Annotated in this window: 11 protein-coding genes; all 11 read right to left on the bottom strand. The window is 46.1% G+C overall.

All coding sequences use genetic code 11. The features are described from left to right. Positions 1–4: 4 nt before the first annotated feature. Positions 5–787, bottom strand: coding sequence for an SDR family NAD(P)-dependent oxidoreductase (locus K7P76_RS18720; RefSeq protein WP_232186830.1), 783 nt, complete (start codon positions 785–787; stop codon positions 5–7). A gap of 91 nt (positions 788–878) precedes the next feature. Continuing rightward, positions 879–1,730, bottom strand: coding sequence for a 3-hydroxybutyryl-CoA dehydrogenase (locus K7P76_RS18715; protein WP_232186829.1), 852 nt, complete (start codon positions 1,728–1,730; stop codon positions 879–881). Positions 1,731–1,770: 40 nt separating this feature from the next. Further along, positions 1,771–2,715, bottom strand: a complete 945-nt coding sequence (locus tag K7P76_RS18710) for a 3-hydroxyacyl-CoA dehydrogenase family protein (protein ID WP_232186828.1) — start codon at positions 2,713–2,715, stop codon at positions 1,771–1,773. Next, on the bottom strand, positions 2,712–3,557 hold the full coding sequence (locus K7P76_RS18705; protein WP_232186827.1) for a beta-keto acid cleavage family enzyme: 846 nt from the start codon (positions 3,555–3,557) through the stop codon (positions 2,712–2,714). The genes K7P76_RS18710 and K7P76_RS18705 overlap by 4 nt, the downstream gene beginning before the upstream one ends. Positions 3,558–3,666: 109 nt before the next feature. Further along, positions 3,667–5,136, bottom strand: coding sequence for a M81 family metallopeptidase (locus tag K7P76_RS18700; protein WP_232186826.1), 1,470 nt, complete (start codon positions 5,134–5,136; stop codon positions 3,667–3,669). 1 nt (position 5,137) lies between these two features. Beyond that, entirely contained in the window at positions 5,138–5,317 is a 180-nt protein-coding gene (locus K7P76_RS18695; RefSeq protein ID WP_232186825.1) for a 2-oxo acid dehydrogenase subunit E2, read from the bottom strand. 126 nt (positions 5,318–5,443) lie between these two features. Continuing rightward, complete coding sequence (locus K7P76_RS18690) at positions 5,444–6,580, bottom strand: mandelate racemase/muconate lactonizing enzyme family protein (protein WP_232186824.1); 1,137 nt, start codon at positions 6,578–6,580, stop codon at positions 5,444–5,446. Between the two features lie 18 nt (positions 6,581–6,598). Further along, positions 6,599–7,378 carry an IclR family transcriptional regulator gene (locus tag K7P76_RS18685; protein ID WP_232186823.1) on the bottom strand — a complete coding sequence of 260 codons (780 nt, stop codon included), beginning with the start codon at positions 7,376–7,378 and terminating at the stop codon, positions 6,599–6,601. A gap of 346 nt (positions 7,379–7,724) precedes the next feature. Next, positions 7,725–9,218: a M81 family metallopeptidase gene (locus K7P76_RS18680; protein ID WP_232186822.1), complete on the bottom strand. Its 1,494-nt coding sequence runs from the start codon at positions 9,216–9,218 to the stop codon at positions 7,725–7,727. A gap of 40 nt (positions 9,219–9,258) precedes the next feature. Beyond that, the gene (locus K7P76_RS18675; protein ID WP_232186821.1) at positions 9,259–11,265 is read right to left on the bottom strand and encodes a hypothetical protein; all 2,007 of its coding nucleotides are present in this window, start codon (positions 11,263–11,265) and stop codon (positions 9,259–9,261) included. A 120-nt stretch (positions 11,266–11,385) separates the two neighbouring features. Further along, entirely contained in the window at positions 11,386–12,435 is a 1,050-nt protein-coding gene (locus K7P76_RS18670) for a Gfo/Idh/MocA family protein (protein ID WP_232186820.1), read from the bottom strand. Positions 12,436–12,464 lie beyond the last annotated feature (29 nt).

Here is a 12,464-nt window from a genome sequence, read left to right as displayed (position 1 = left end):
GATTTTACGATGCATCTGTCCCGCCATTGATTCCGATCGCTTCGCCTGTAATATAACGGGCAGCATCGCTGGCCAGAAAAGCAGCCAAATCGGCTACCTCATCCGGTGAAGCCAATCTGCCCATGGGAATAATGCGCTCCCAATGCTTCTGAATATCGTCCTGCGATACAGCCAATAGCTCAGAGCGGGATTCGCGGACCTGCTGGATCATCGGTGTGTCGATGATTCCCGGACATACGGCATTAACCCGTATGTTAGATGGCGCCAGAGCAACGGCCGCTGAACGCGTTAAACTTATGATGGCCGCTTTCGACGCAGCATAATGCGCTGCCATTGGCCGATGCAACCGGCCTGCAGTGGACGCCAAATTAATAATACTGCCGCCCGTTCCTTGTCCTATCATCTCCTTGGCTGCTAATTGCATCAGCTGAAAGGTGGGCGTCACATTAATGGCAAACATCCTGTTCCATTCGTCTGCCGTAATTTCCAAGAACGAACGCGTTTCCATCATCCCTGCGACGTTCGCAAGCACATCTATTTTTTGAAAGCGTGATTTCGTTTGCTCGACGACATCTTCCAAAGCACTAACATCTGTCAGGTCAAGGCGATAGCCATAAGCGGGCACTCCTAACGCGCAGCATTGTTGAACGGTATGATTCAACTGCTCCTCATTGATATCCGTCAGCACAAGTCTTGCCCCTTGTGAAGCTAGCTTTAAGCTTATGCTTCTCCCAATACCTCCCCCCGCGCCAGTAACTAAACAAACTCGTCCATCCAGATTCCCCATATGAAGTACCCCTTTATAGAATAGTAGAAATGGCTGCATTCTCTTATTTAGTTGTCATGATTTTACTTGTATACAATGCCTGAATGGCATTCTACTCGTATTCGTAAAAACCTCGACCAGACTTTTTGCCCAACCATCCGGCCGCCACATACTTGCGAAGCAGCGGGCAAGGCCGATACTTGGAATCCCCAAAGCCTTCGTGAAGAACTTCCATGATTGCCAAGCATGTATCTAAGCCGATAAAATCGGCTAGTGCTAAAGGTCCCATCGGATGGTTCATCCCGAGTCTCGTGACTTCATCTATCGCTTCCTTTGTTGCGACTCCCTCGTAGACACAATAGACTGCTTCATTAATCATGGAGAGCAGAATTCGATTCGATACGAATCCCGGGAAATCATTCACTTCTATCGGTACTTTGTCCATCCGCTTAGCCAGATTCTCAACGCGGAGGTACGTCTCATCGGATGTACGTAATCCGCGGATGACCTCAACCAGTTTCATCACAGGGACCGGATTCATATAATGCATGCCGATGACTTGTTCTGGACGTTTCGTAAAGGAGGCAATCTCCGTAATCCCAAGCGATGACGTATTACTGGCAAGTATGGCGTGCTGTGGGCAGATCTTGTCCAATTTTTTGAAGAGCTCCGATTTTATTTGTAAGTTCTCCACGATGGCTTCAATAACAAGATCTGCGTTTTGTCCATCTTCCAAGTCACTGGATAGAGAGATTCGGGCTAGAATAGAATCAATCTCCGCTTGAGACTTGCGACTCTTTTCTACCTCTCGGACCAGATTATTCCGAATCGTAGTTAACCCTTTTTGTGAAAAGACAGGATCGATATCATATAAAATGACGTTAATTCCTGCATCAGCAGCAACTTGGACAATGCCGCTGCCCATCTGCCCTCCCCCAACCACCATCAACCTTTGGATGTTCATGAATTAAACGTCCTCATTTCTTCGCTGGTAACATAATGAGTCAGATGTAATGGTTTGAGGTTTTCAGCTGTTGAATTAACTTTTGGGCCAATCTTCTCTTTGCTGCTGCGATATCCTCATTATCGTATTTATAAAAACCTTCTCCGGACTTGACGCCCAGCTTTCCCTCGTCTACTTTTTTTCTCAATAGTTTATTGGAGGAACGTGAATGATCCATATCTTTCAACAATCTATCCCCTACCGTGCACCATAGATCCAGACCGCCTAAATCAGCAATTTCCAGCTGCCCTGTTGTCGCATATCTGAAAGCCGGCCCGAACTTTAATGCTTTATCTACATCCTCTGGGGATGCGATCCCTAATTCGATAATGGAAAAAACCTCTCGAGCTATGGCTTGTTGAATGCGATTGGCAATGAGTCCTGGAACATCTCTTCGTACTTTCACAGTCTGTTTATCAATCGACTTGTAGAGCTCCTCGACTTCTGAATAAATAGGCTCAGGCATATTTCCGAAGTAAGATAGTTCCACAATGGGCATCAGATGACCGGGATTAAACCAGTGATTTATGATCATCCGCTCTTTGCGTTCATCGCTTACCAACTGCATGAGCTCCGCAAGTTTCAAACTGGACGTATTACTCGCGAAGATGGTGTGCGGAAGACAATCGTGGTCCAGCTGCTGAAATAGTTGTTGTTTAAGCTCTAAAATATCTGGAATAGCTTCAATGACATAATCACGATCTTGGACTGTCTGTTTCAAATCTGTGAATAAATGAATGCGATCGATTGCTGGCGTTATCTCCTCATAGCCAATCACATTTTCTTCAGCCAATAATTCTAGTTCATCTCTAATTTCATCTAGAGCTGAGGTGAGTCTGATCTCGTCGCTGTCATACAAATTAACAGGATAACCATACCTTGCAAAAGTTTCTGCAATGCCATGTCCTAGCGTCCCAGCACCTATAACAGCGATGTCCTGTATCACAACAACATTCTTCTTTCTCCATTGTTAGGCAAGTTCAATATCTGTCTAGCTTCATCCGGTGTAGCGACTTCTTTGCCTGCCTCCCTAATGAGTCTTGATGCCCGCTCTACAAATTCTGCATTTGATTTAGCGAGTCTGTTCTTTGCATAAAAGATATTATCTTCCATTCCCACTCTGACATGGCCTCCCATTGCGAGGGTTGCAAACAGGATCGGAAGATGATGTCTGCCTACCCCAAATGCAGACCATGTCGAATCTCCTGGGATCAAGCCTCTTAAAAAAACGAGGTTCTTGATCGTAGCCCCTATTCCACCAGGCACTCCCATGACAAACTGGTAATGTCCAGGAGAATGAAGAACTCCCTTGTTAATGTAATGAAGGGCATTATAAACCATTCCTGCATCCATAATCTCTATCTCAGGCTTAATGTTATTCTCCATCGTCGTTCTTCCCAGCTTCTCTAGAAAATGAGGATGGTTAACGAACAACGTGTCATGCATCCAATTCATTGTTCCTGCATCATAGGATGCCATTTCAGGCTTTAATTCGACCAAATGAGCTAATCTCTCATCATCCGCAGCATTCAAATCGCCTGAGGTTGTCAAATTCAGCACAATATCACACCGGCTGCGAATCAGTTGCACCGTCTCTTGGAATTTCGCTAAACTCATCGTGCCTTTTCCTTCATCATCTCGCACATGCACATGTGCAATTGCGGCTCCGGCTTTCCAACATTCATAAACATCGTCCGCAATCTCCTTTGGTGTCAGGGGGATATTCGGATTTTGTTCCTTTGACGGGAACGCGCCTGTCGTTGCAACCGTAATCATTACTTTCTCCATCTTATTCACCTTCCTTATGAGGATGATAGGGATTGGCAGTCTGCAGGGCCCTTCCACTCATTCCGTCGATATGCACGCACTTTATTGTATATTTACACTGCACTCCCTGTTAGTCATGTGAAATGGGAGCAATCAGCCCTTTGGCATGTTCATACTGGAAATGCTGTAAATTGGCACTGCAGCAGCCCGGTGTATCGATGTTTAGGACGCGTTTGGCGAAAGTGCCAAATGCTGTTTGCCAAGCGACGGCTGATTTAACGACAATGATCTTGAAATCAGTCGGCCAAAGTCCAGCATAGCGGATATGCCCTAAATCCCAAGGTGCCATGCGCTTTTCCGTGAGTACTATTGTCAGATTTCCGGATTCAACTACCGCAGTTATTCCCATGTCTGCTGACTGACCAGCTCTGAAAGGACCTATGTTATGATAGAATCCGTCGAACAAAAGACGAACCTTCCCGTGGATATGTACTGGTTTACCGTGAAGCGTATCGCTTTTTCCGCCCACAAGACTAGTAAAATCGCCACCAATACCGATGGCTGAGGCGATCTTTACAGCTTCGGGATCACGGATCACGATTAAAGCGCGTTCCGGCAAATCCAGCAGGTGCTCAAGCAGATGTGTCGCATCTGCAGGGGCACCTCCCCCTACATTATCGGAGCCTTCCACCAAGATAACAGGTCCTTCCGGTTCAGACAGCGCCTGCTCAATAGCTTCACTGGGAGACCAGTAAGCAACATTAAAGGTTTCCCTCCGTTCAATAGCTAAGCTCTTTAATTCTGCTGCATATTGCTTTGCCAGCACACTGTCTCCATCCGTCGTTACAACGAACGACATACCCGCGTCTTGTACGTCACTGTACGGGAACCCTCCTGCTACAGACACATTCAGCACTTTGTCGTTCTTTTCCATCTCAACCGCCCTGTCTCTCAGCACTTTCATGCTGCCCTCATCCGTTATCATAACTTGGGGAACAAGCAGCATTCCTGTATGAACATAAGCCTGGCAGGGACGAATTTCTCCACGAAGCATACGGACCAGCAGCTCGTATGCCTCGACGCCACGTTCATACATATCGATGTGCGGATAGGTATCATAGATCACAATTACATCAGAAAGAGCAGCCATTTGCTCGGAAATATTAGCATGAAGATCAATCGTCAATACAATCGGAAAGTCACTTCCAAATCTTCCACGAAGTCTGCGTAAACATTCCCCTTCAAAATCAGGATAATTCTCAGAAACCATCGCTCCATGCATGATCAGCACCAGTCCGTCTGCATTTGTATCAATGGATTCCAACATCGTCTCAATGAGCCTGTTATCCAAAGGACTTGCAACAATGCCGCTTGGTAGTGCCGCCGTATAGAAGCCGGGTAACAGCTTCGCTCCGTGCACTTTTGATACTTCGAGGAGACCTCCCATTGTAGTGCGTGTGCCGCTGTATTCTTTGGCAAAAGCCTCGTATCCAACAATCCATTCTTCGCGAAATGCTGCCTCCCCTGTCAAACCTGGAGCAAATGTATTCGTCTCGTGAAAAATACCTGCAACCGCAATCTTATAATCGCTGATACTCATTTCATTTCTTCCCTCCCATACAAAAGCTCTTTTCTGCACGATTGTCCATCGGTCGCTCTCTAAAGCCGATAGCGAGAATGCCTGCCTCAGGTGGATTGATTAAAGCTACAAACTCTTCAATATCAAAAGAAGCTAAGCTTGAAATAGTATAGGTGCCTTCCATGGTATCTTCCGGGTTCAACTTTCCCGCTGAGACTCCCCATACACTTCCTCCCCAGATTCCAAAAAAATTGATGTTCAAATAATGATATGTTCATATTATGAACATATCATTATTTGAACATCATATCGTCTGCAAAATTAAATGTCAATATGAATCTGTAGAGACAAGCTTAGTCGTATGCGATTCTACAAATGAATCGTCCAGGGTCAAACCTAACCCAGGCAGATGTTTGGGATAAGCCATTCCATCCCTCAATTCATAGCTGGTACCTGCAATAAGATGAAAGCTGCTGTTTCTATTTTCCGTAGATACAACTTCGATCATCCTGCATCCTGGAAATGCCATTCCCAAATGGAAATGGATCGATGAAAAATAGTGAGGGAACAACGAAAGGTTAGAGGAATCCGCCAAAGCAGCGATTCTTTTCCATTCCGTAATCCCCCCACAAAGAGTTGCATCTGCTCGAACAATATCTATACATCCGCTGCTTATGTATTGTCTGAAGATCCACCTGCCTGCCAGAAATTCCCCAACAGCAATGGGCATAGACAGGTTATTCCGCAAATACGAAATCCCTTCCATTTGTTCCGGGGGCAAAGGCTCCTCAACAAAGGCAATTCCGCCCGTTGCGATCTCTGCTTTTTCAATCCAGCGCTGGACTGCTTTGACATCGTTCCAAGCTCCATTGGCATCAATACCTAAGGATATGGAGTCAGGAAGACTTTTTCTTACGGCTACAAAACGCTCAAAATCTTCTTCCATCGAAACGCCACCTACCATTAGCTTCAAATGCTTGAAGCCTTTTTCCACATAGCCCGTAAATTCTTCGCAAAGCTGCTCCAAGCCCTTATTGTCAGCATAATAACCGCCTGCCATTAAAAGAGGAATGGATTCACGGTATCCGCCAAGCATCGTATGTAGTGGGAGACCCGCCTTCTTGGCTTTCAAATCCCATAAGGCGATATCCAGCAAGCTTAGTGCACGCATCATAAACCCTTGTCTACCATTTAATTTTTGACTATTATACATGATCTCCCATATTTTTTCCGTATCGTCAATATTACACTTCATTATGTGGGGAGCCATTTCCTGAATCATAGCTGAGCTTAAATCTCCTCCTCTGGAGAAGCCCAGTGAATATCCCTTCCTATCCATAGTCGTTGTAATTTCAACCAAACAATAATCTCTTTTTTGTATCGTGTTGCCCCCAATCCACAAGGGTTGCTCCAATGGAACCACAATGTTTCGCGCATTAATGCTGCGGATTGTTTCCTGCATCATAATCACCTTCCCTTCATTTTATTTTTTCAAAAGTAAATCAGAGGAATTCTCCTGAAATAAATGATTAAAACGCTGGGTGATCTGTTCCAGTGCCTGCTTAATCATGGCATGCTTTTCTTTTAGCGCAGAAGGAAAGGAAGTCGTTACACAGCCAATAAGCTTCCCTTCCACAACGATTGGAAAACCATAGCAATCAATCCCTGTCATAAACTCTTCCCGGTCTGTTGCATACCCGTTTCTCCTAACTAACTCAAGCTCACTGATTAGTGCCTGCTCGGACGCAATGGTTTTGTCATTAAGAGCAATTAACGGATTCTCGTGAATATAGGCCTGCAAATCATTATCAGATAATGTGGACAAAAATAATTTCCCCGAAGAGCGGGCATGCAAATAGGCGGGTCTATCCTGATGTAGGAAAACCTGAACAACCCTGAGTGCCCCTACACCCAGCACAGTATCAATTATAGTTACTCCATTATTAAACACAGCCAGATAACAGGTTTCTCCCGTCACGTTGACCAATTCAAGCAGCATTCCATGGACAATATTTCGCAAAGTAGTATCCGAAATTCCTTGTGCCATATCCCCAATTGCAGAACCAATCTGATACTTGCCGCTTAAATTCATACTGATGAATTCGTGTGATTGCAGTGTTGACAGTAAATGGTGGGCAGTACTGCGATTTAAATTCAAATACTGGCTCACCTCTATGGCTGTCAGTCCATCCTTATTGACACTCAATAATTGTAAAATTAAACAGGCCCGCGAAACGGATTGTATTTGGGTTTTCTGAGACACTACATGACCACTCCTTGTAAGATAAGCTTGTTGAGATAAGTATAACTCAAAATATCACAACATGTTCACTATATGAACATACTAAGATCTATTTTGGGAATGGTCAAGTGCGAATTAAACCATGGATAGACAGGCATTAGCAATATTTTTCTCCAACTGTAAGGTTCTGTAAAGTTCTTCAATCCTTCTCCCCACTTAATCGCTTTAAGGCTATACCTGCGAATAAGGCAGCTCCCAGCTTCATACAATTCTCGTCAGAATTGAAACGCGTTGGCATATCTCTTCGCAACAGCTGCGCCGATCGACCTTGCAGATCCAGTAATGACAGCAACTCTATTATTCAACCTCATGTTGTTTCATTCCAACTCCAATCAAAGTCATCGTAAGGATACATCGGCCTTTGAATGTGCTGAAAGGACAGCGACCTCAAGTTAGCCGTGCTTGCTCCCGGAGTATCCACGATGTAAATTTCCTTCGACAATTTCTCATATTCCGCACGAAATTGATTGGCGGATTTCACGAGTACCAGGTCATGCTCCAGCGGTTCAAGACCTACGCTGCGATACATCTGAGGATCTCCAGTGAATACTGCATTCTCCATGAGGAGAAGGGAAATGGTGCCGATCGCGACAACAGCATTGCAACCCATGTCCGCTTCCTGATTCTCGATGAAACCAGCGCCGTATTTGAACTTCCCATCGCCGATAAACCTAACGACTGCCTCTATCTCAAGCGGCTGTCCCACATTGCTGCTGATGGTATGGCCTACCTGTAAACGTACTGTATTGCCTATTCCGGCTGCTGCAGCTGAATAAGCTGCCGACGCATCCACTAGAGGAAGAAGAACAGTTCGTAAGGTTTGAGCCCCCGCCTCCAGTAACTGCCGCAACACATAATTGCTGTCGCCTGGTGATCCTGCGCTTGGACTGTCCGCCGAATCTGAGATGATGACAGGCCCGGACGACTGTCTATTATTCAACAACTCCAGCACTTGCGGAATACGGAGCAGATCTACTTCAAATTCCTTTCTCTTGTTCCAGAACAATTCGGCGAGTCTCTCCGCTTCCCTCTGCGCTTCAATCGCATTCTCCCCGACCGTCACGACCGAACATCCCATTTCCTTCACGTCCAACCATGGCTGAACAGCAAACAGGGAAGTATCGAATCGCCCTAACTTTTGCTCCCCTGCCTTCGCCTCACTCCACAGATCCGCCATAGGTCCTCGGTAAGTTTGATGATTTTCCGCCTGCACGATCATCGGTATCTTCACGAAGCCCATATGCGGTTTGCGTTTCCCAGTTACGATATCAAATAGCAGATTTGCTGCTTTATAGCCTACCTCTATAAAATCCATATGCGGGAATGTCCGGTAGCCGATCATTCCATTCACATTGTCGATCATTTTCCTGGTTACATTGGCATGTGAATCAAGAGTCAATACGATTGGCGTTGCGGAACCGACTTTCTCGCGCAGCTCGGATAACATCTCCCCCGTTACATCATCCTCATCTTCGGATGTCCAGGCTCCGTGCATGGCAAGTAATAATCCATCGCATGGCAAATAGCGTTCCACACGTTCGTATAATAGATTTTTCAGTTCGCTTAATGTAGCTCGGTTTATTTTCCCGGAGGAAACCGCTGTCGTATAAATAGTCGGCAACACTTCCACGCCGTGCTCGCTTGCTGCTTTGTTGAATCCTTTCAACTCGTTATTTTCCGGTTGAACGACCTTCAGTTGCTCGTCAATCTTGTAGTAACTACGACGGAAATCTTCAATTGTACTCAAAGCGGTGCTGAACGTGTTGCTTTCCTGTAAAATTCCACCTACGATAATTCTCATGATTAGGAAGTCTCCCCTTTTATCTTTCATCATTCGTCATTTATAATTTCAAGAGAAAAGTCTCGAATGACAAATGTTTAGGCACGCTATCGCCATGAAGAGTTAACCGGATTCCCCCATCTGGATGCTCGCTGATCCTGTAATCGGCCATTTTCCATATTCCGTCAGATCCCAATTGCTCTATGGATACGTACTCTCGCATTCCAGGAAGCCATAGACTCACTTCGGGAAATTCCTCGATTCCGAAATTGCACAGACCAAGAACCGACTCCTTCCCCTTTTCCCACCAGACTGGATATAATTCTAAAATTCCTTCGACCATTACCGGGAATGTGGAGTTAGTAATGCGGTTTATTAATTGCGAGAAGAGCCATTGGCGTCCAGACTCTTTCATTGGCTTGCCGTTATGAGTGACAACCGCAATTGAATAAGGCGATTGACTGAACACCACGCCATCGGAAATCCAATTCCCCTGCGTATCGTAAAGTGCGGACAATGCTTCTCCGCCAGTTCCCGCCTGTATCGTATGTTGCGTGTTGTAATCGATATGCCACCTGGTCAGCAAGCTTTTGCCCTTTAACCACTCTGGAGCATTGCCGGCATTTACCCTCTCTGACTGAACCTTGCTGTGGAAGGGTTCAGCCTTTACCAGTATGGCCTCACCCGTCAAGATTCCACGTTCTTGCAGCAAGAGATAAGATTCCGGATCCATCATACTCCCGCGTTGCAATAAGGCTTTGATCTCTTCATCGTTGTAGAGCTCCGTTGTTCTCCCCGTAAATAGAATCGGTGAAGCCGCTGTCGGAGCTTGCGGAATGCCCAATCGGGCTAGCGTCACATTCCAGTGGGGACTTAATGCGTCCTCCGTCAGATCGCTTACCTCGGTTGGATGGGCTGGAAACGGCAGAGAGGCCCCTCGCCGCGCTTTTCCTTCCATTACGGCTGCAACTTGAACCAAATAAGCCTTCATTTTATTAAGCATAGGTACAACATTTCCCGATGGATCATGAATTCCGAATAGGTTATCCAGGATACTTAAAGTAAGCCATCCATTCGTCGAAATCGTATTGAGATACATCTCCAGTGCCAGTACGCGTGCTGATTTGATTCCCGTGGCGAACGGATAATTTTCTATCTCACAGCAAAGACGAATCGGCTTGTCGACCATTGCCGGTATGGGATCAGCTACCGTAACGATTTTATGGAGGATATCGAGCGGCCGCTCATCCCGATAAGCACCGTTACCACCGGTACGCAGCCATGGACGCGGAGAATTTGACGTGCTGAGCGCAGGCATAACTTCATTTAGATCGATCCCGCTCAGAACGAAGGAATAAGGAGCGCAGAACATTACCCCCATACCTGTGTTGGCATTCACTTCTTCAACCGCATCGCGCAGCTTTCTCGCCAGTTCCCGCATCGATTGTCCCTGCACCGCAAACCACGCTTTACGAAACGCCCGGTCTGCCGGCTTTTGCATCAGTCTTTCCATGACTTCGTCTCTCTCGTAATAACGGCCAAGCTTGTCGGCAAAACGCCCCAGATGAAGCTTACAAAAGCATTGAAGCGTATCTGTACCTTCCCTTGCAAACAATCGAAAATCATCATCAATCCATATCGATTCGACATCCAGTTGCGCATACAAACCGAAGGCTTTACACATATAGTCCTGGAAACTTTCATCCAATGGACAGGGGCAGCCGATGGATTGATTCCCATGGCCGTCCACGATCCATTGGAAATGATCCATGCCTGCAGCCGGTTTGGCTTCTCCGTGCCCCAATGTCACGAAATAATTTAACATGGGTGTCATGCCTAAGGCTCTAATTTCAGCAAAGCGTTTAGCCAACAGGTCCACGTTTTTTCTAATATAGTCCTCATTAGGATGCGGGGGCATCTCTCCATGCCCATTAAAGGCTAGAATGGCATCCATCTGCGTATCCTTCGCGAACTTCAACGTTTCTTGCCAAAGCGCCTCATCTTCAAGGACAGGCAAGCCCGGCCTCAATATGTATTGAACCGTGTTCTTCTCCAGATCCGTATGCATATCTGCTAAACCTCCGCTTCTTTGAGCACATCTTACATGTGGACAGAAGCGGGAAAAGTGGGCCTGCCGGCTCCTCATCCCGCTTCTTCTATTTAGTACAGATTGCAGCTCGGAGTGAGCCTAGGCCAGTTCCAAGCCTAATCCCCTTAAATCAGCTACCGTATTGACCTGCTCTGCTTCGTACAATCTCCAAATCACCCTTAAACCTTGCAAGCTTCGAGGTCCATCCGTGTCAGGTCTCGTCCCTTTATTAATGCAATCCAAAAAATGTTTAGTTTCATAAAATGTCAGCTTTCCGGGTTCGATATCCATCAGAATTTCGGTTGTGGATCGATTTTCTAAATCGCCATGCTCCTCTTTGATATCCGAGTGCAGATACATTTTCCCTTCTCCAAGATGGATCTCGATCATCCCTTTCGTACAATGAGCGTGAATGCTATAGCCCAGACGCGTACCGCGTGCTCCCCATGTTCCAAAGTGATAACCCAACACGCCATTCTCGAACTCCAACACTACGTTGCTTGTCCCTTCTTTTTCCATCCAAGGTGTCCCGAAATTCGTCCCCAAATGTGTTCCCTTTATTGGATTTCCCAACAACCAAAGCATAAGATCAACGTAATGACAGCCATGGCTGAAAAACTGTCCTCCGCCTAATTGTCGAGCTGAAAGACCCCATGAACCCTCAGGTGGGTGCGTATATTGCTCTGTCCAAATCGATAACTGAAAGATATCACCATAAGTCTTGTTGTCGATCAGCTCTTTCAGTTTTACCATGACAGGCCAGAAACGCACAGGATATGCGGTCATTAGCACCTTCCCCATCCGATCTGCCATACCAATCAGTTCGATGCACTCCTCTTCCGTATTGCACATCGGCTTCTCCATCAAGACATGCTTTCCCGCTTCAAGACAAGCCATGCCGACTTCGAAATGCAAATCATGTGGTATGGCAATTAATACTGCATCGACCTGATCCAAAATATCATGAAAATCTGTAACCGCTATGTTCACATTTAACATTTCAGCCATCTTCTGCGCCTGCTCAAGCACGATATCGCAGGTTGCCGTTACGGTCATCCAATCACTTAAAGCAAGTAACCCGCTTGTATGAGAATTGCTTGCCATTCCTCCGCAACCAATTACGCCTAATCTTATTTTATCCACTGCCATCTTCCTTCCGTAGTTTCACCGTCATTTTA

The sequence above is a fragment of the Cohnella silvisoli genome (assembly GCF_021190915.1).
In the GTDB taxonomy this organism is placed as follows: Bacteria; Bacillota; Bacilli; order Paenibacillales; family Paenibacillaceae; genus Cohnella; species Cohnella silvisoli.
This window is presented reverse-complemented; position numbering and strand designations above follow the sequence as displayed.

What these genes read in the sequence shown, in the direction of transcription:
- K7P76_RS18720 (WP_232186830.1), bottom strand. Translation starts at nt 787, where the DNA reads ATGGGGAATCTGGATGGACGAGTTTGTTTAGTTACTGGCGCGGGGGGA.
- K7P76_RS18715 (WP_232186829.1), bottom strand. Translation starts at nt 1,730, where the DNA reads ATGAACATCCAAAGGTTGATGGTGGTTGGGGGAGGGCAGATGGGCAGC.
- K7P76_RS18705 (WP_232186827.1), bottom strand. Translation starts at nt 3,557, where the DNA reads ATGGAGAAAGTAATGATTACGGTTGCAACGACAGGCGCGTTCCCGTCA.
- K7P76_RS18700 (WP_232186826.1), bottom strand. Translation starts at nt 5,136, where the DNA reads ATGAGTATCAGCGATTATAAGATTGCGGTTGCAGGTATTTTTCACGAG.
- K7P76_RS18690 (WP_232186824.1), bottom strand. Translation starts at nt 6,580, where the DNA reads ATGATGCAGGAAACAATCCGCAGCATTAATGCGCGAAACATTGTGGTT.
- K7P76_RS18680 (WP_232186822.1), bottom strand. Translation starts at nt 9,218, where the DNA reads ATGAGAATTATCGTAGGTGGAATTTTACAGGAAAGCAACACGTTCAGC.
- K7P76_RS18675 (WP_232186821.1), bottom strand. Translation starts at nt 11,265, where the DNA reads ATGCATACGGATCTGGAGAAGAACACGGTTCAATACATATTGAGGCCG.
- K7P76_RS18670 (WP_232186820.1), bottom strand. Translation starts at nt 12,435, where the DNA reads ATGGCAGTGGATAAAATAAGATTAGGCGTAATTGGTTGCGGAGGAATG.